The 19,060-nt window shown below is 33.4% G+C and carries 19 protein-coding genes and 1 tRNA gene; 5 read left to right on the top strand and 15 right to left on the bottom strand.

Features of this window, described 5'->3' with window-relative positions; translation table 11 throughout:
• Nucleotides 1-137: 137 nt before the first annotated feature.
• Nucleotides 138-1,472, bottom strand: a complete 1,335-nt coding sequence (gene mtaB, locus RB618_RS23015) for a tRNA (N(6)-L-threonylcarbamoyladenosine(37)-C(2))-methylthiotransferase MtaB (protein ID WP_308070969.1) — start codon at nt 1,470-1,472, stop codon at nt 138-140.
• A gap of 488 nt (nt 1,473-1,960) precedes the next feature.
• Between mtaB and RB618_RS23010 the strand changes: the two genes are divergently transcribed.
• A complete protein-coding gene (locus RB618_RS23010; RefSeq protein ID WP_281633656.1) occupies nt 1,961-2,485 on the top strand; it encodes a hypothetical protein in 525 nt (174 codons plus the stop codon).
• Between the two features lie 77 nt (nt 2,486-2,562).
• Here RB618_RS23010 and RB618_RS23005 read toward each other — a convergent pair whose 3' ends face one another.
• The 12 genes from RB618_RS23005 to hisS form a co-directional block, all read right to left on the bottom strand.
• Nucleotides 2,563-3,093 (bottom strand): GNAT family N-acetyltransferase, encoded by a 531-nt coding sequence (locus RB618_RS23005; RefSeq protein WP_308070968.1) that lies wholly within the window; start codon nt 3,091-3,093, stop codon nt 2,563-2,565.
• Between the two features lie 6 nt (nt 3,094-3,099).
• Nucleotides 3,100-3,903 carry a Cof-type HAD-IIB family hydrolase gene (locus tag RB618_RS23000; protein WP_308070967.1) on the bottom strand — a complete coding sequence of 268 codons (804 nt, stop codon included), beginning with the start codon at nt 3,901-3,903 and terminating at the stop codon, nt 3,100-3,102.
• Nucleotides 3,904-3,979: 76 nt separating this feature from the next.
• Nucleotides 3,980-4,198 (bottom strand): putative signal transducing protein, encoded by a 219-nt coding sequence (locus RB618_RS22995; protein WP_111363916.1) that lies wholly within the window; start codon nt 4,196-4,198, stop codon nt 3,980-3,982.
• Nucleotides 4,199-4,212: 14 nt separating this feature from the next.
• The gene (locus RB618_RS22990; RefSeq protein WP_308070965.1) at nt 4,213-5,028 is read right to left on the bottom strand and encodes an alpha/beta fold hydrolase; all 816 of its coding nucleotides are present in this window, start codon (nt 5,026-5,028) and stop codon (nt 4,213-4,215) included.
• An 86-nt stretch (nt 5,029-5,114) separates the two neighbouring features.
• On the bottom strand, nt 5,115-5,774 hold the full coding sequence (locus tag RB618_RS22985; protein ID WP_308070964.1) for a DEAD/DEAH box helicase: 660 nt from the start codon (nt 5,772-5,774) through the stop codon (nt 5,115-5,117).
• Nucleotides 5,775-5,862: 88 nt separating this feature from the next.
• Nucleotides 5,863-7,026 carry a sigma-54 dependent transcriptional regulator gene (locus RB618_RS22980; protein ID WP_308070963.1) on the bottom strand — a complete coding sequence of 388 codons (1,164 nt, stop codon included), beginning with the start codon at nt 7,024-7,026 and terminating at the stop codon, nt 5,863-5,865.
• A gap of 194 nt (nt 7,027-7,220) precedes the next feature.
• On the bottom strand, nt 7,221-8,537 hold the full coding sequence (locus RB618_RS22975; protein WP_308070962.1) for an ABC transporter permease: 1,317 nt from the start codon (nt 8,535-8,537) through the stop codon (nt 7,221-7,223).
• A gap of 77 nt (nt 8,538-8,614) precedes the next feature.
• The gene (locus RB618_RS22970; RefSeq protein ID WP_308070961.1) at nt 8,615-9,544 is read right to left on the bottom strand and encodes an ATP-binding cassette domain-containing protein; all 930 of its coding nucleotides are present in this window, start codon (nt 9,542-9,544) and stop codon (nt 8,615-8,617) included.
• 160 nt (nt 9,545-9,704) lie between these two features.
• Nucleotides 9,705-10,814, bottom strand: coding sequence for a molecular chaperone DnaJ (dnaJ, locus tag RB618_RS22965; protein ID WP_308070960.1), 1,110 nt, complete (start codon nt 10,812-10,814; stop codon nt 9,705-9,707).
• A 68-nt stretch (nt 10,815-10,882) separates the two neighbouring features.
• Entirely contained in the window at nt 10,883-11,461 is a 579-nt protein-coding gene (locus RB618_RS22960; RefSeq protein ID WP_308070959.1) for a nucleotide exchange factor GrpE, read from the bottom strand.
• A 328-nt stretch (nt 11,462-11,789) separates the two neighbouring features.
• Nucleotides 11,790-11,860, bottom strand: a tRNA-Trp gene (locus RB618_RS22955).
• Nucleotides 11,861-12,113: 253 nt separating this feature from the next.
• On the bottom strand, nt 12,114-13,541 hold the full coding sequence (gene hisS / locus RB618_RS22950) for a histidine--tRNA ligase (RefSeq protein WP_308070958.1): 1,428 nt from the start codon (nt 13,539-13,541) through the stop codon (nt 12,114-12,116).
• A 223-nt stretch (nt 13,542-13,764) separates the two neighbouring features.
• Between hisS and RB618_RS22945 the strand changes: the two genes are divergently transcribed.
• Complete coding sequence (locus tag RB618_RS22945) at nt 13,765-15,009, top strand: ABC transporter permease (protein ID WP_308070957.1); 1,245 nt, start codon at nt 13,765-13,767, stop codon at nt 15,007-15,009.
• Nucleotides 15,010-15,081: 72 nt separating this feature from the next.
• Here the strand turns inward: RB618_RS22945 and prmC are convergent, their stop codons facing one another.
• Together prmC and RB618_RS22935 are read right to left on the bottom strand one after the other, a co-directional pair.
• Nucleotides 15,082-15,948 carry a peptide chain release factor N(5)-glutamine methyltransferase gene (gene prmC / locus RB618_RS22940; RefSeq protein WP_308070954.1) on the bottom strand — a complete coding sequence of 289 codons (867 nt, stop codon included), beginning with the start codon at nt 15,946-15,948 and terminating at the stop codon, nt 15,082-15,084.
• An 87-nt stretch (nt 15,949-16,035) separates the two neighbouring features.
• Nucleotides 16,036-16,521, bottom strand: coding sequence for a GNAT family N-acetyltransferase (locus RB618_RS22935; protein ID WP_308070953.1), 486 nt, complete (start codon nt 16,519-16,521; stop codon nt 16,036-16,038).
• 130 nt (nt 16,522-16,651) lie between these two features.
• Here RB618_RS22935 and ribD point away from each other — a divergent pair, with 130 nt between their 5' ends.
• The 3 genes from ribD to RB618_RS22920 all read left to right on the top strand — a co-directional run bounded on the left by ribD (nt 16,652) and on the right by RB618_RS22920 (nt 19,056).
• The gene (gene ribD, locus RB618_RS22930; protein WP_308070952.1) at nt 16,652-17,698 is read left to right on the top strand and encodes a bifunctional diaminohydroxyphosphoribosylaminopyrimidine deaminase/5-amino-6-(5-phosphoribosylamino)uracil reductase RibD; all 1,047 of its coding nucleotides are present in this window, start codon (nt 16,652-16,654) and stop codon (nt 17,696-17,698) included.
• Nucleotides 17,691-18,293 carry an HAD family phosphatase gene (locus RB618_RS22925; protein ID WP_308070951.1) on the top strand — a complete coding sequence of 201 codons (603 nt, stop codon included), beginning with the start codon at nt 17,691-17,693 and terminating at the stop codon, nt 18,291-18,293. The genes ribD and RB618_RS22925 overlap by 8 nt, the downstream gene beginning before the upstream one ends.
• Before the next feature lie 130 nt (nt 18,294-18,423).
• A complete protein-coding gene (locus tag RB618_RS22920) occupies nt 18,424-19,056 on the top strand; it encodes a YigZ family protein (RefSeq protein ID WP_308070950.1) in 633 nt (210 codons plus the stop codon).
• Nucleotides 19,057-19,060 lie beyond the last annotated feature (4 nt).

The following is a 19,060-nucleotide window of genomic DNA, read 5'->3' as shown; positions in this document are numbered from 1 at the left end:
TCAAAAAGCGATACTTCTCTAAATAGTTTCTCTCTAATGTTGAATCCTGACTGTTATTTCTCATCGCAACAAAATTTATTAAAGTTAAATTTTGTTACCGAATTATCTAACATTTACAGGAATGACAAACTTCATCTTTAAGCTTCCGCCAATTTATTCAAAAACTCCAAACGCACGCTTCCGTCTTCGTCTATTTTTGTCAAATTGATTTCTTGCAAAGTATTTACCAATTCTGGATTCCAAGGTGTTTTTACTTTTACATAGTTTTCAGTAAACCCGTGAATGTATCCTTCTTTATTTTCACTTTCAAAAAGAACTGTTCTGTTTGTTCCTAATTGGCTTTCGTAAAAAGCACGGCGTTTTTTAACTGATAACCCGCGAAGCATTTTACTGCGTTTTGCACGAACATTTGAAGCAACAACGCCTTCCATATCGGCAGCTTCTGTATTATCTCTTTCTGAATAAGTAAATACGTGTAAATACGAAATATCCAATTCGTTTAGGAAATGATAGGTTTCCAAAAAGTGTTCGTCTGTTTCTCCAGGAAAACCAACAATAACGTCAACACCAATACAAGCATGAGGCATTACTTCTCGAATTTTAGCAACACGATCAATATACACTTCACGTAAATAACGGCGTTTCATTAATTTTAAAATATCATTGCTTCCTGATTGCAGCGGAATATGAAAGTGCGGAACAAAAGTGCGGCTTTTAGACACAAATTCGATTGTTTCATTTTTCAAAAGATTTGGTTCGATAGACGAAATCCTCAAACGTTCGATTCCTTCTACTTTATCCAAAGCCTGAACTAGATCCAGAAAAGTATGCTCGTGTTTTTTATTTCCGAACTCCCCTTTTCCGTAATCACCGATATTAACTCCTGTTAAAACAATTTCACGGATATTTTGAGCCGAAATTTCTTTGGCATTTTTTAGTACATTTTCTAAAGCATCACTTCTAGAAATTCCACGTGCCAACGGAATTGTACAATACGTACATTTATAATCGCAACCATCCTGAACTTTTAAGAAAGCTCTAGTACGATCTCCGATAGAATAGCTTCCTACATAGAAATCAGCTTCGGCAATTTCGCATGAGTGAACTTCACCCATATCATTTTTGCTCAAATCATGGATATAGTCCGTTATTTTGAATTTTTCTGTCGCCCCCAAAACCAAATCAACCCCATCAACTGAAGCTAATTCTTCTGGTTTCAATTGCGCGTAACAACCTACAGCAGCAACAAAAGCTTTTTCGTTCAGCTTCATTGCTTTTTTCACTACTTGCTTAAACTGCTTATCGGCATTTTCTGTTACAGAGCAAGTATTGATGACATAAATATCTGCTATTTCTTCAAAATCGACGCGGTCAAAACCTTCGTCGTTAAAATTTCTGGCAATTGTAGAAGTTTCTGAAAAATTCAGTTTACAACCCAGCGTATAAAAGGCAACTTTCTTTCTATTTTCCATAATCTATCTTAAATTAATGAAATCGTTGTCAAAAAATTTAAGGCTGCAAATTTACAAACAATATTCATCAAAAGAAAGCGATTAATGCACTTCGAATCAATATTTTGCACTAACGGTAATTTAGAAACATTCAAAAGCTAAACTTTTACTTTTTATTTTAAAAGAATCTATGCAACCACATTTTTTTGTCCTTTAACATTCCGATAAGAATAAAATGACAAAATAATCGACTAAATGCAATTTTTATCGATTAAATACATTTTTATCGATTTTAAATTCAAAATTTCTTACATTTACAAATGATATGAATCTACCTGCCAATAAATTCATATTAAAGAATTTTAGTAAGCTTTAATTAATTTAATAATAATTCGGGCATAACAATTTTGAATTTTACTCGTTATGTTGTTGTTTTGTGTTACAAAATGAAATGGGAAAGCCGAAAACCAAAGAGAGTAGGCAAAATTAAAATACAAATACCACGCTTTATGAAAGCATTTTTACCCACAATCTGCTTGATGTTCTTAACCATTTTTAGTTCGCAAGCGCAAACTAATGCTCCAGCTGCAAATGCAAATCCATTTCCTTCTATTAGCACATTAACATCTTGGGCAAGTTTAAACTCTCAGCAGCAATTTGACGTTGCTATTCGTGCTGTTGGTTTTAAATTTGAAGTAAAAGAACCAGGTGAAGGATCTACAGCTTATACCTACATTCGTAAAGTAACTGTAAACGAAGTAAATTATACAGATAGAATTGTATATAGAATTACAAATAACAATTCTGCAAGTATCATTTCTTTAGTAACTGCTTCGACTGATTTGGTTAGTTTATACACTCCACAATTGGCAAGCTTTAAAAACAACAACTGTAAAACAGAAATGTCTAAAGACAAAAACACAACTTGCAGCTGTTACGAAAGTGCAAATTTTGCAATCGATCTTTGCGACGAGCGTGTAAAATTAACTATGGGTGACGGAAATAAATATTTTGTTTCTGTAGCTAAAAAATAATATTTTCAAATATTACTTCTTTAATTAATTCCAAATCTTTACTGACTTTTAAGTATGTAAAGATTTGGAATTCGTTTTTATATTGAGTTCGGATTTTTAAGTTCGTACCAAACTTCTAATTCTTCTTGATATTCGAAAGAATTCACAAAATGAAAACCTAATTTTTCTAAAATTTTTCTAGAATTTTCGTTTCCTGCATCTGCATAAGCGTAAAGTTTTTCTACTTTCATTTCGTTAAAAGCATAATCAATAAATGCTTTTCCTGCTTCGGTTGCATACCCTTTTCCCCAGTGTTTTTCGATAAAGCGATATCCTAACTCGTAAAAGTTTTTGTGATTATTTATCTCGTCTGTAATATATTTTATTCCAGACCAGCCAATAAATTCATTTGTTTCTTTTAAAACAACAGCCCAACGGCCAGTTCCAAGATCTTTGTATTGTTTTTGAATGAATTTAATACGCTCAGTACTTTCCTCAATATGCTTTATGGGTCTATTCCCGACGAATAAATGCACATTAGGGTTTGATTCCAATTCAAACATTCCTTCTGCATCAGAAAGTTCTAATTCTCGTAAAAGCAAACGCTCTGTTTCAATTGGATTTTTCATTTTAGTTTAGTTTAAAATATAACGTGTTACTACTTCAGCAACACCATCATCATTATTTGAAGCTACGATTAAATCGGCTTTGTCACGCAATTCTGGCGTTACATTATCAACCCAAACACCTAAACCAGCATATTCAATCATCGTTAAATCATTCCCTGCATTTCCAACAGCGATAATTTCACTTTGGTGAATTCCTAATTTATCAGCCAAAAACTTCAGGCTTGCCGCTTTATCAATGCCTTGTTGGGCAGCTTCTAAGAAAAATGGCTTTGACATCGAAACGCTTAAATGTGGCATAGCTTCTTTCAAATCATTTTCTAACGTTTTCAAATACGTTGGATCTTGAAGCAAGATACATTTAACCGCTGGTCTGTCTACATAATCTTTAAAGCTTGAAACTTTATGATGTGCCATTCCAGTGATTTCTTTTTCGACCTCAATAAATTCAGAATCTGTTTCGCTGATAATTTCGTCATCCAAATACGTGATAATATGTGCATTTTTCTTTATGCTATAATCATACAGCGAATGAATTTGCTCCACAGTCAATTTCTGTTCAAACAAAACCAAATCATCTTTAACACGGCTAATTATTGCTCCATTAAACGAAATGATATAAGAATCGTTTTTATCCAATTCCAACTCCTTTGCATAAGCTGTCATTGCTGTAGTTGGCCTTCCTGAAGCTAAAACCACGTAAACGCCTTTTGCCTGAGCTTCTAAAATTACTTTTTTATTTAAATCCGAAATTCTATGATCGTCTGTCAACAAGGTATCATCCATGTCGAGCACTAACATTTTGTATTGCATATTTTTTTTAATTTTCAGTCGCAGTCGCAGTTTACAGTTTGAATACTGAAAACTGCGACTGCAAACTGCGACTTTTTTAAAGACTCATTCTGAAATTTTCAATAACGGGATTTGCCTTTGCAAAATCGGTTTCTTGAATAAAAACCTCAACTGCCAAATCTGTCTGTCCAAAACCTCCTAAACGAGCCGATTGAATATTATCTTTTTTTACTGTTTCTACTCCAGCTTCTTCTAATCTTTCCTGCAAAGCAATTGCTAATACTTCACTTCCAGAAAATACTTTCATTAATCCCATAACGTTTTATTTATCTATTCTAATATTCTTTTTAATTGTTTTTGAAAATCTCCATTTTCATTTACTCCAATATGTTCTTGATTTTTCAGCGGATAAAAGTAGACATTTGATTTTAATAACTTCTTTAATCGAATCGAATTATCAACTGGAATCAACTGATCCTTAGTTCCATGAAAAATATAAATTGGACTTTTTATTTTTGGAAGATAAACATTTGTTTCCAAACTAAACTTCTTCATAAAATCAGGAAAAAAAGGAACTCTGGAACTTGATAACTCTAAAAAGTTATAATACGGTGCTTGAAGAATCAATGCTTTCACTTTATTTTCTAAAGCCAATTTTGCCGCAAAACCAGAACCAATAGAATATCCCGCAATTATAATTTTACCTTCGGAATATCTTTTTGAAATATTTTTATAAACAATTGATATATCTTCAGTTAATTGCTCCTCGTTTTCAATCTCACCTTCACTTTTTCCGAAACTTCTATAATCCAAAATAAAAATATCATACCCTAATGAGGTATATATTTTTGCAATTTTACCCCAAGTTTCAAGTGTTCCAGCGTTTCCGTGAAGATAAAAAACAAGACCTTTTGATTGCTCTGCTTTGAATAATAATCCGTTCAAAATTGCTCCGTCAAAAGATTTTATATTTATTTCTTCAAACTTCTGCTGATAATCAAATTTATAATCTTTAGGCAGTTGAGAAGCATGAAAAACCAATCCTACCTGATTAAAATAAACATAGGAAAGTATTAAAACATAAAGAACAAGAAAAAAGCACAAAAGTACAATTGACAAGAATTTAAGTGTTTTAAAAATTTCCATTGATTAATTTGCGATTAAATTTTAAGTAAAAGTGGCAGTTCACAATACTTTTACTGTAAACTGCCACTGCAAACTGTTACTAAATATTATTCTTCTTCAATATCGTCTTCCTCTTCATCAAGCTCTTCTCCATCTTCGTCCATATCAAACAAATAAGGTTCGATCATGATTTTGTCTGCCAAAATTTCGATGCGTTCTGTCAAAGTTTCAGCAAAAATGATTCGTTGCACTTTGGCTATACTATTTGAAATACGAGTGATTTTAGCATCATGACGTAATTTCAAAATCGGCTCTGCATCATCTATAATAAACATTTTTAGACGATTAACATTGTAACCCGCCGTACTAAACATGTCGTTTAGTTTGGTTGGCGTACCAATTAAAACGTCAATTCCAGTAGAAACATAGTTTTTATCGTAATCCATATCACCTTTGTCATGAACTCCATAAACTTCTAGATTTGTATACCTTCCGTATTTCTCAAAAAGCTCTTCCATTGCCAAAACCTTTTCTTTGTCTTCCACAACAATCAAAGCTCGTGGTGATTCTTCATTCTTTCCTGCCAATTGCTGAATTACATTCAATACAATTGTAGTCGTTTTTCCGCTTCCTTTTGGAGAAATAATAACACAGTCAGCCCCACTTTTTATAGTTGAAAATGTTTCCATCTGCAAAGCATTCGCTTCTGTCAGACCATTCTCAATTAGACCGTCTTGCAATTTTTCGTTTATCTTTTTTAGTTTCATTTTTTTTTTGAGCTTTAGGCTTTAGGCAATAAGCTTTAGGCCAAAATTATTGTGTATTTTTTAGCTTATAGCTTATTGCACAAAGCACTTATTTGCTTGCGAACATTTTTACATCTGTTTCGGAGATTTCGCTTCCTCCTAAAATGATTAATCTCTCCACCACATTTCGCAGTTCACGAATATTTCCTGTCCAATCATATTCCTGCAATAAATTTATTGCTTGCACCGAAAATGATTTTACCGCATTTCCTTGTTCTGAAGCAATTTTTTCGGCAAAATGAGAAATCAATGCTGGAATATCATCGCGTCTTTCGTTCAACGGCGGCACTTTAATTAAAATTACAGCCAGACGATGGTATAAATCTTCGCGGAAACGACCTTCTGCAATTTCCGTTTTTAAATCTTTATTGGTTGCAGCAACAACACGAACATCAACTTTAATATCTTTATCAGCACCGACTCTCGTAATCATACTTTCTTGAAGTGCTCTTAAAACTTTGGCTTGAGCCGAAAGACTCATATCTCCAATTTCATCTAGAAAAATAGTTCCTTTGTCGGCCGCTTCAAATTTTCCTGCACGATCTTTCACAGCCGATGTAAAAGCACCTTTTACATGCCCAAACAATTCACTTTCGATTAATTCACTTGGAATCGCAGCACAGTTTACTTCGATTAACGGAAAACTAGAACGCTCACTTTTTTCATGCAATTGATGCGCTACCAATTCTTTTCCAGTTCCGTTTGGTCCCGTAATCAAAACTCTAGCTTCGGTTGGAGCCACTTTATCAATCATCACTTTAATATGATTAATCGATTCGCTGTCACCAATCATTTCGTAGTTTTTACTGACTTTTTTCTTTAGAATTTTATTCTCAACTACTAATTGTTTTTTGTCTAAAGCATTACGAACTGTATTCAGCAAACGATTCAAATCTGGCGGTTTCGAGATATAATCAAAAGCACCTAAACGCATGGTCTGAATAGCCGTTTCCATGTCGCCATGACCCGAAATCATCACCATCGGAATTTCTGGTTTTATCTTTTTTACTTCTTCCAAAACCTCAACACCATCCATTTTTGGCATTTTGATATCGCACAAAACCAAATCGTAATCGTTGTTTTTTATTTTCTCAAGTCCAGCAACGCCATCTTCTGCTTCATCAACCTGATACGAATCATTTTCTTCTGATAAAATTTTCACCAAAACTCTTCTGATTGCTGCTTCGTCTTCTACAATTAGTATTTTACTCATTTTTTTCTAAGGTTCAAAGTTGCAAAGGTTCATAGGTGCAAAGTTTAAAATCTTTGTCTACAATTATACCTTTTAACCTGTTATATAATATTTCTTCTGGCTCTAGTACATTTCTTAAAGTCGCTTTTCTAAGTTACAAAAATTCAAAAAACCTTTGAACCTTTGTCCCTCTGAACCTTTGCAACCTCAAAAAACTAATACTTCAGCCACTTATACAATTCCTTCCAAGTCGGCTTTTTGCCGTACATCAAAATACCAATTCGGTAGATTTTTGCAGCGAACCAGACAACAAGGAAAAATGTTGCAAACAATAATGATACCGAAATTGCGACTTGCCACCACGGAACGCCAAACGGAATACGCATTAACATTACAATTGGCGAAGTTAGCGGAATCATAGAAAAGATAACCGCAACACTTCCGTGAGGATCGTTTACTACAGTAAAAAATCCGATATAAACACTCAAAATCAGAGGCATCAAAATTGGAAGCAAAAACTGCTGAGAATCAGTTTGATTGTCAACTGCGGCACCAATTGCGGCATAAAATGAGCTATATAAAAAATATCCTCCAATAAAATAAATTACAAACCCGATTAAAATACTGGCAATTGGCAAATTCCATAATTCGGCAATATACATTTGCGCTGAACCTGAAAATTCGTGCTGAGCCGTTTGCATCATTTCTGGAGAAATTCTGGCTGTCGGACCAACATTTACGCCAAAGAATGCCGAAGCGGCAAACATTAATCCTAAACCAATAATTGCCCAGATTATAAATTGTAGAATTCCTGCTAAAGAAGTTCCCACAATTTTTCCAATCATTAATTGAAATGGTTTTACAGATGAAATAATGATTTCGATAATACGGTTTGTTTTTTCTTCGATTACGCTTCGCATTACCATATTTCCGTAAATGATAATAAACATCATAATTAAGTAACCGAATGCACCACCAATTGCAATTTTAATTTCGTTTAAACCTTTTAAACTCTCTTCTCCAGAAGCTTTAACCAAATGAATATTTACATCTGACTGCGCTTTCTGAATAGCCAAAGTGTCTAGTTTTGCCTCTTCCAGATTTAGTTTTGTAATTTTATTTCCGATGATATCCTGAGTGTTTTCAATAAAAGAAATACTTGGACTGTTATTAGAAATAAATTCAATTTTACTTTCTAATTCCTTAATGCTTTTTGTTTTCGGAATAACGATTAATCCGCTGAAATTTTCTTTTGTTATACTGTCTTTTAAAGCATTTACATCAATTTCCGAAAGATTTAAATATTTAAATTCACTCCCTTTTTTATTTTCCTTTAAAAAATCTGAAGCAAAAAGTCCAGTTTCGTCATGAATCGCAATTCTTTTCGTTTCTGCTTTCATGGTACTCAAATACCCAATAAAAACAGCAATAGCCACAAACAAAAGCGGACTCAAGAAAGTCATGACAACAAAAGATTTATTGCGGACTTTGGCAATAAATTCTCTTTTTATAATCAACGAGATAATACTCATAAATAACTAATTTTCAAATTTTAAATCCCAAATTCCAATTTATAAACTTGGAATTTGGAATTTCTATATTGGAATTTTTAAATTTTGTTTTCAGTAACCGTTTGGATAAAAATATCGTTTATGCTCGGAATTTTTTCAACGAAATGTGTTACTTGTCCGCGTTGTGTCAAAACATTCAATAATTCGTTTGGATTCGCGTTTCCAATCTGGATATTTAATTTTAAATCATCATTTAAAGATTTAAAACTCGCAGGAGACACGGTAAACTTCTGAGTGATATCATACATTAATCCTTCAACATTATTGGTCAAAATTCCAACTTCAAAACTATTTGTTCTAAACTGGCGTTTTACATCGACCACTTTTCCTTCTATCAGTTTATTCGATTTATGAATTAAAGCAATATTTTCACAAAGCTCCTCAACACTTTCCATTCTATGAGTCGAAAAAATAATTGTTGAGCCTTGTTCTTTTAAAGCCAAAATTTCATCTTTGATGATATTTGCATTTACAGGGTCAAATCCTGAAAAAGGTTCGTCTAAAATCAGCAATTTTGGTTTATGCAACACACAAACCACAAACTGAATTTTTTGTGCCATTCCTTTAGAAAGTTCCTGAATCTTTTTATTCCACCAGCCTTGAATTCCTAATCGGTCAAACCAATAATCCAATTGTTTTTTTGCTTCGGCTTTAGAAAGACCTTTCATTTGTGCCAAATACAAACATTGCTCACCTACTTTCATTGAACTGTACAAACCACGTTCTTCTGGAAGGTAACCAATAGTTTGCACATGTTTTGGCTGTAACTTTTCTCCGTCCAAAATTACTTGACCACTGTCAGGCATTGTAATCTGGTTTATGATTCTGATAAGGGAAGTTTTTCCTGCTCCATTGGGACCTAAAAGCCCATATATACTGCCTTTTGGCACATTTAATGAAACTTCGTTAAGTGCTACATAGTCGCCATATTTTTTTATGACTTTATGTACTTCAAGTAAGTTACTCATGCTATTTTTAAGGATTTACTGCGTTGCCTCTCCTATTGCGGTTCAGCGACTGTAAAAGTAAATAATTACTAGCGAATCTGTGCCATAATACGCAAAAAACCCATTCTAATTTATACTAGAATGGGTTTTTAAATTTTATAGTCTTTAAAAAAACTGCAAATTATGAGAACATATCTTTTACTTTTTCAAAAAATGACTTCTCTGATTTCTCTGGACTTGGAGCAAAGTGCTCGTCTGTTAAAGCATTTTCAAAGAATTGTTTTTGTTCTTTATTTAATGTTTTTGGAGTCCAAACATTTACGTGAACTAATAAATCTCCGCTTCCGTAACCATTTAAACTTGGAATACCTTTTCCTTTTAATCTTAAGATTTTTCCAGATTGGATTCCTTCTTCCAGTTTAATGCGTACTTTTCCGTTGATTGCTTCAATATCTTTAGAAGCTCCCAAAACTGCTTCAGGGAAACTGATATATAAATCAAAATGAATGTTTTCACCTTCACGCTTCAAGAATTCGTGCTCAACTTCTTCAATTGCAACAATTAAATCACCTGGAATACTGTTTCCTGGAGCATCGTTACCCTTATTAGCAACTTTCAACTGCATTCCGTCAACAACTCCCGCAGGAATTTTGATTGATACTGTTTCGTCCTCTTGAACCATTCCTTGAGCATCTGCCTCAGATGGTTTTTTATCTAAGATCTGACCAGAACCTCCACAAGTAGGACATGTAGAAGCAGATTGCATTCTTCCTAAAATGGTATTGGTTACACGCATTACTTGTCCTTGACCATTACAAGTTGTACAAGTTTTATACGTTACACCTTTTGCCTGAACTTTACGTTTTACTTTTACTTTTTTCTCAACTCCATTTGCAATTTCTTCTAAAGTCAATTTTACTTTAATTCGAAGATTGCTTCCTTTTGCACGGCGTGGGCCTCCGCCTCCGCCTCCGAAACCGCCAAATCCACCACCAAAAATATCACCAAACTGGCTGAAAATGTCATCCATGTTCATACCGCCGTGACCACCGCCAAATCCGCCAGAACCATCAAATGCTTGATGACCGTATTGATCGTATTTCGCTTTTTTCTGCGGATCACTCAAAACTTCATAAGCTTCTGCCGCTAATTTGAAGTTTTCTTCTGCCTCTTTGTCGCCTGGGTTTTTATCAGGGTGATATTTAAGCGCACTTTTTCTGTAAGCTTTTTTAATTTCGGCAGCATCAGCATTTTTTGAAATGCCTAGTATTTCGTAAAAATCTTTTTTCATAATTAGGTTTAAATTCCAAATTCTAAAATTCCAAAATCCAAAATGGAGCTGGAATTTTTATTTGCTTTTTAGTTTCCAACTACAACTTTAGGATAACGAATAATTTTCTCTCCTAATTTGTATCCTTTTTCAATAACATCTACAACTTTCCCTTTTAATTTATCAGATGGTGCTGGAATTTGGGTAATTGCTTCTGCAATATCAGCGTTGAAAGCATCTCCTGCCTGAATTTCAACTTGCTCTAAGCCTTTAGAAACTAAAGTGCTTTTCAATTTTTCGTGAATCAACTCAACACCTTTTTTCAAATTCTCATCCTCTGATTTGTTGATCTCTACTGTCGCTCTGTCAAAATCATCTAAAACTGGAAGCATTGCCAATAAAACTTCTTGGTTTGCTGTTTTAAACAATTCAAGACGCTCTTTTGAAGTTCTTTTTTTGTAATTTTCAAATTCAGCAAATAATCTCAAAAACTTATCCTTTTCGTGAGCCAAGTCTTTAGCTAATTGCTCCTCAACACTTAATTCTTCAACAATTAACTGCTCTCCGTTGGCATTGTTCTCTAACGTTACATCGTCTAATTCCTGATCGAATTCTGTATTTTCCGTAGTCATATTACTTTTATTTTTAAAAATATTCTTAAACTTCATTTTATTTCTTTCTGTTGGATTGCAAAAGTACTGCCAAATCTTATAAAATGTCAAATTGTCACTTTATTAATTATGAGACATTTAAAAAACGCATTTGCCCAGAAAAAATTTATTATAATTTTAAGACTATTACGTTTTAGTTTATGCTATCTTTGAGACCAATAAACATAAATTATTACCACCAAAAATTGAATTTAAGGGTTGGCTTCGGCCTCTAAATAATTATTAATTCAAATTTACCTTATATTAAAAAAAGCTTCGCCTATAGAGACGAAGCTTTTTTTTATGTTTGAGCTTAACATGACAAAGTTGTCATTTTCTATTTTTGCACGGGCGGAGGGATTCGAACCCCCATCAACGGTTTTGGAGACCGCTATTCTACCCTTGAACTACGCCCGTAACTTGAGGTCGCAAATTAAAAGTTTTTTTTCTTCTCTGGCAACTATTTCACGAAGAGATTTTAAAAGAAAACCCTTTAAATCTGCGGAATGCAAAGCAAAAACTTTTGTTCCAGACAGTTAGCATCTCAAAGTATTTTTTAATATTTCACGCAGATTTAAAAAGATTTATGCAGATTAAAATAAATTTACTTTTTAAATCAAATTAAATCTGCTCTAATCTGCAATCCCGGGAGCGTGAAACAAAAACTTAATTACGCCTGTAAAGCTTTCTTTAATCCGTCAAAATCTACAGGAACCTGCTCTCCTGTCACTAAATTTTTAAGCGTATATGAATTTGAATTAATTTCCTGATCACCAACCAATACCGCAAACGGAATCAAACGTTTGTCTGCATATTGAAATTGTTTTCCAACTTTTACACTATCAGGATATAATTCTACTTTTATATTTTCTTGTCTCAATTTCTGAATCGCTTTTGAAGCATAAAGCGCTTCTTTATCTCCAAAATTCAAGAATAATGCTTTAGAAGTCGCTGCAACGGTTTCAGGGAATAATTGCAATTCTTCTAAAACAAGATATATTCTATCTAACCCAAAAGAGATTCCAACACCGCTCATATTTTTTAATCCGAAAATACCAGTCAAATCGTCGTATCTTCCGCCACCGCCAATAGAACCCATTGCAACCGTTTTTGGCGCTGCAACTTCAAAAATAGCTCCCGTGTAATAATTTAAACCACGTGCCAAAGTCACATCAAGATCTAAAATTGCAGTTGACAATCCTAAATCTGCAACATTGTCACAAATAAATTTTAATTCTTCAACTCCCTTCATTCCTTCTTCAGAAGAAGACAATAAGTCCGAAAGCTGTGCAATTTTATCTGCAAAAGTTCCGGAGAAACTAAAAAGCGGCTGTACTTTTACCAGCGCTTCTTCAGAAATTCCTTTTTCGATCATTTCTTTCTTCACGCCGTCTTCTCCAATTTTGTCTAATTTATCAAGTGCAACTGTAAAGTCGATTAATTTATCAGAAGCACCGATAACCTCAGCAATTCCAGATAAAATTTTTCTATTGTTGATTTTAATTGTAACACCTTCTAAACCTAAAGAAGTAAAAACAGTATCGTATAATTGAACCAATTCTACTTCCTGCCAAAGAGATTTCGAACCAACAACATCGGCATCACACTGAAAGAATTCTCTAAAACGACCTTTTTGCGGATTATCTGCTCTCCAAACTGGTTGAATTTGGTATCTTTTAAAAGGGAATTCAATTTCGCTTTGGTGTTGCACCACGTATCTTGCAAATGGAACAGTCAAATCATAACGCAAAGCTTTCTCAGAAATTTTTCCTGTGAATTTATTTAATTCGATTCTTTGTTCTAAAGTTATTTTTTCAGCAGAATTCAGCTGTAATTCTTCGATTGATTCTGGCAATTCAATTTTACTTTTATTGTAGAAAAAATTACCTGAATTTAAAATTTTAAAAATCAGACGATCTCCTTCTTCTCCATATTTCCCCATTAAGGTATCTGAATTTTCAAACGAAGGCGTTTCGATTGGCTGAAAACCAAATTTCTCGAAATTAGCTTTTATAGTCTGAATAATATATTGACGTTTTGACACCTCTGCTGGTGAAAAATCTCTTGTTCCTTTTGGTATACTTGGTTTTGAAGCCATCTTTTTTATTTTAGATTGTCGATTTTAGATTTTAGATTTCTTTTGAAACTTAAATTCAAAAATCTTTAAAATTAATTTATTTCTATTTTCTTGATTGCTGGTTCTTTTGACTTTCCAACTTTCGACTTAATTTAAGTCTGCAAATATCTTACTTTTTAAAATAAATAATAACACTTCGAAAACAAACTTGTAACAAAAACCGTATTTTCGTGACAAATTGGTCATGATGCTAAAATTACTTAAAGAAAATATCCGAATTGCTTTTGGTTCTATCAAAACTCAAATTCTGCGAACCATTCTTACTGTTTTAATTATTGCTATCGGAATTACCGCTTTAGTAGGAATCTTGACTGTAGTTTCTGCTTTAGAGAACACCATTTCCAATGATTTTGCTTCTATGGGAGCCAATACTTTTAACATCAATCAATACGAAAATAAAGTTCGAAACCGCGGCGGGAGAGAACGCGAAGTAATCAACCCAATTATTTCATATCCAGAAGCCGTAGCTTTCAAGAACAAATACAAATACCCATTTACAGAAACCTCTTTATCTTTTACCGCAACAACAACGGCTGAAGTAAAATATTTAAGTGAAAAAACTGATCCAGAAATTACAATTGTTGGAGTTGATGAACATTTTATTACCAATTCTGGACTCGAAACCAGTTTAGGAAGAAGTTTTAATCAGTTTGATATTGACAACAATACCTATTCTTGCATCGTGGGTTCTGATTTTGAAAAAGGACTTTTGAAAGATGTAAACCCTATTGACAAAGTGATTTCTATTAGAGGCGCTCGATTTAAAGTCATTGGCGTTCTAAAAGAAAAAGGTTCTACGTTTGGAAACAGTCAGGATTTACGAGTTTTAATTCCCATTCAAGTTGCAAGATCTTTATTTACAGCTCCAAACATCAATTACACCATTAGTGTGATGGTTTCAAAAAAAGAAGTTTTAGATGAAGCCATAGATAATGCTACAAGCACCATGCGAAGAGTTCGCAAGTTAAGTCCTGTTCGCGACAATAATTTTGGCGTAGTTCGAAGCGATGATTTAATTAACCGTATTCTAAGCATAACGCAATATCTAGGAATAGCAGCGTGGACTATTTCTGTTATCACTATTTTAGGGTCTTCGATCGCTTTAATGAATATTATGATTGTTTCTGTTACAGAACGCACGCGCGAAATTGGTGTTCGCAAAGCTTTAGGCGCCAAAAGATCAACGGTTGCTTTTCAGTTTTTTATAGAAACTTTATTGATTGGTCAAATTGGAGGTTTGGTTGGAATTGTTTTAGGAATTCTGCTTGGCTTTGCTATAGCAACCGCAATGAGTTTTGCTTTCGTAATTCCGTGGATGGCGATTTTCGCCGCTTTTGCAACTAGTTTTTGTGTTGCATTGGTTTCTGGTTTATATCCAGCTATTAAAGCATCAAAACTTGATCCTATTGAGGCATTGCGTTACGAATAACTTCATCCCCACTTCCCTGCAAGGTTTCAAAAACCTTGTAGGTTTAAACTATAAATATTCTAAAAAAAAGACCTACAAGGTTTTTGAAACCTTGCCCGAAATCATACGATCATTGTCGTAAATATCTTTTCGAAGCTCAATGTTTTGAAAACTCATACTCTCAAGCAAATCAATCATTTCTTTTCCGAGATACTGATTGATTTCAAAATATAATTTCCCTTTTCCTAGAAGTGCATTTTTTGCTAGTGAGGCAATTTTTCTATAAAAAATCAAAGCATCATGATCTTCAACAAAAAGAGCTAAATGCGGTTCGTAATCCAAAACATTTTTCTTGATTTCTACTTTTTCCAGATTTCGCACATAAGGCGGATTAGAAACAATAATATCAAACTGACATCTTAGTTCTTCTTCTTTTAAAATATCCAATAAAACAAAAGTCACTTCGACATTATTTCTTACAGCATTTCTTTTAGCCGTTTCAATTGCTTTTTTAGAAACGTCAATAGCAACAACTTCTGCATTTGGAAGGTTTTTTGCCAACGAAATTGCAATACAGCCACTTCCAGTCCCGACATCAAGAATTCTTATTTTTTTTGATTTCTCTGGACTTGCATTTTCATTAATAATCCACTCAACCAACTCCTCAGTTTCTGGTCTCGGAATTAAAACATCTTCATTTACTTCAAAATCCAAACCGTAAAAGTTTGTTTTTCCAAGTAAATACTGAATCGGAACTTCTTTTTTAAGATGTTTCAGCAATTCGTCCCATATTATAAAGTCACTCTCATCAAAAACCAATTCATGATTTAAGGCTAAATCAATCTGACGAAGCTGATGTTTATCTTCAAGAATCAAATAAAAAAAGCTCTCCGCTTCGTACGCATCGTAAAAAGGAGATAATTCTTTAATAAACTGAGTACGATATTGTTTAATTTTCATTTTTAATTTTTGAGCATTTTCATCAGTCAAAAACTGATATTTTAACTTTAAATAAGTCTTACTGGCTTAAATTTGTTACATCCAAAATCATAAAACCTTCAGCATCCAAACAGGGCAAGAATTGTGTCCGGTACATCCCAACGGAGCATCTAAATATTCAAAACCAGATTTTTTATATAGTTTTTGTGCCGCATGCATAAATGGCATGGTTTCGATGTAACATTTTTTGAAACCAAAAGCTCTAGCTTGCTCTAAACACTTTTCCATCATTTGCATTCCAATTCCTAAACCTCTAGTTTTCGGAAGGAAATACATTTTCTGCAATTCACAAATTTCCGGGTCTCCATTTTCCAAAGGCTCAATTCCTGCACAGCCTACAATTTCACCTTCACTTTCAACCACAAAATAAGCCGAATTTGCTTTACTATATTCCTCAAACATCAAATCTAAATAAGGATCTTCGTATGCAGTTCCGACTTTTGGAATTTCCATTTCATCAAAAACAGAACGTATCAAACTTGCAACTTCCTGATTATCTTCTTTTTCAATTGCTCGTATAAGCCAATTTACCATTTTTTCTATTCTAGTTCATTATAACTACAAAAGTAAAGATAGTTTTGAATACTCTTATCACTATCTCGATTGTTTCACAACTTAACCTTTTTCAGTTAATGATAATCTTAAAATTAATTACTTTTGCACTGTGAATATACATGAAAAATATATAAAACGCTGCATCGAACTAGCACAAAATGGACTTGGAACAACATATCCAAATCCGATGGTTGGCAGTGTAATTGTTTACGAAGGCCAAATTATCGGTGAAGGCTGGCATAAGAAGGCAGGCGAACCGCACGCAGAGGTAAATGCGGTAAATTCTGTAAAAGATAAATCGCTGTTGAAAAAGGCTACAATTTATGTAAGCCTAGAGCCTTGCAGCCATTTTGGCAAAACTCCACCTTGCTGTGATTTGATAATTGCAAATGAAATTCCGAATGTAGTCGTCGGCACGGTTGATCCTAACGAAAAAGTAGCTGGAAAAGGAATTTTGAAGTTAATCGAAGCTGGAGCAAATGTTACAGTTGGAGTTTTAGAAGACGAATGCAATGAGTTAAACAAACGCTTTTTTACTTTTCATCAGAAAAAAAGACCTTATATAATTTTAAAATGGGCCGAAAGCCAAGATGGATTTTTAGCTCCTGAAAAAGAAATTGATCAAGAACGCAAGCCAATTTGGATTACCAATCAATATTCGAGACAATTAGTCCATAAATGGAGAACTGAAGAGCAAGCTATTTTGGTCGGAACACAGACTGTTGTTGATGATAATCCAAAATTAAATGCCCGAGATTGGAATGGTAACAATCCTGTTCGAGTTGTTATCGATCAAAATAATAGAATTGATGAAAACAGTTTTGTTTTTGATGATTCTGTGAAAACCTTTATTTTTTCTAAAGATTCAAAACCATCAAAAGAAAACACTCAATTTGAAGTAATTGATTTTAGCAAAAATATTATTTCTCAGATATTGGATGTTTTATATCAAAATCAAATTCAATCGGCAATTATTGAAGGTGGAAGACAAACGCTTCAATCTTTTATCGATGAAAATCTTTGGGACGAAGCACGAATTTTTATTGGAAAAACAAGTTTTGAAAAAGGCACGAAAGTGCCAGAAATTTCAAGAAAAAACACTATTAAAACCAACATTTTAAGCGACGAATTAATACAGATTAGAAATTATGATTAATGCGATAATTTTTGACTTTGGAGATATTTTCATCAATTTAGATAAACCTGCCACGATTTCTGGTTTGCAAAAACTTGGAATGAAAGAGTGGAATAATGAATTGAATCAATTAAATCTTTCTTTTGAAACGGGGTCTATTTCTCCGGAAGATTTTATCGGAGGCTTCCAAAAACAACTTCCAAATGCTTCTAAAGAAGATATTTTGAGAGCCTGGAATGCTGTTTTGGCAGACTTTCCTTTTTATCGTTTGGAGTTTCTTCAGGAATTATCAAAAAAATACCGCTTGTTTTTATTGAGCAATACCGATTCTATTCACATTAATACATTTGAAGAAAAAAGTGGTATTTCTTTTTACAAAGATTTTTATGATTGTTTTGAAAAAGTTTATTTTTCATTTGATATCGGAATGAGAAAACCAGATCCGAAAATTTATCAATTTGTATTGGACCAGAATAATCTCGTTGCAGAAAATACTTTGTTTGTGGATGATAAAACAGAAAACACAGACAGTGCCGCAACTTTAGGAATTAAAGTTTGGAATCTTCAAGTTGGAAAAGAAGATGTGGTAGATTTATTTAGCAAAGGATTATTATAAAAAAATAATTCTCGTCGAAAATATTTTGCCACAGATTAAAAGGATTTTCACAGATTTTTTATGCAAGCAAAAGAAAAATCCTTTTAATCCTTTTAATCTGTGGCTAAAAAAAAAAATTAAAGCTTAACTTTTGGAAATTAACGATACTTATCAAACTATTGCATCTGCATCTGAAGAAATACTGTTTAAAGAAAAAGGCAGTAAATTCTTTGGCTATGCTTTTCCGATAGATCATGAAGATGAAGTAAAACCCATTATCGAGGAACTCAAAAAACAGCATCCTCATGCGGTGCATTATTGTTATGCTTACCAATTGGGCGTGGGAAATAAAATTTCGTACCGCGCCAATGATGATGGCGAACCTAGCAATACGGCCGGCGCACCAATCTACGGACAGATACAATCTTTTGGCGTAACGAACGTTCTAGTTGTAGTGGTTCGTATTTTTGGAGGGGTAAAATTAGGCGTTGGCGGTTTAATTGCAGCTTACAGAACCACTGCTCAACAAACTTTAGAAGTTTGTGAGATTGTTGAAAAAACAATTGATGTCGAATTTTTAATTTCTTTTGATTACAAAAACATGAACAAAGTAATGCGTGTGATCAAAGAAAAAAAGTTAGAAATCGTGTCTCAAGAAATGGAAATGGATGAAGTTTCTGGATTGCCAATTGGCAAAATTGTGACAAAAACGCGAAAAAAAAATGCCGAAACGGTATTCAGCATTTTTGATTTAATGTTTGAAATTGATATTAAAATTATATAATTTA

The organism is Flavobacterium sp. LHD-85 (genome assembly GCF_030929595.1).
In the GTDB taxonomy this organism is placed as follows: Bacteria; Bacteroidota; Bacteroidia; order Flavobacteriales; family Flavobacteriaceae; genus Flavobacterium.
Note: the sequence above shows the minus strand (reverse complement) of the source record. Positions and strands in the feature narration are given on the sequence as shown.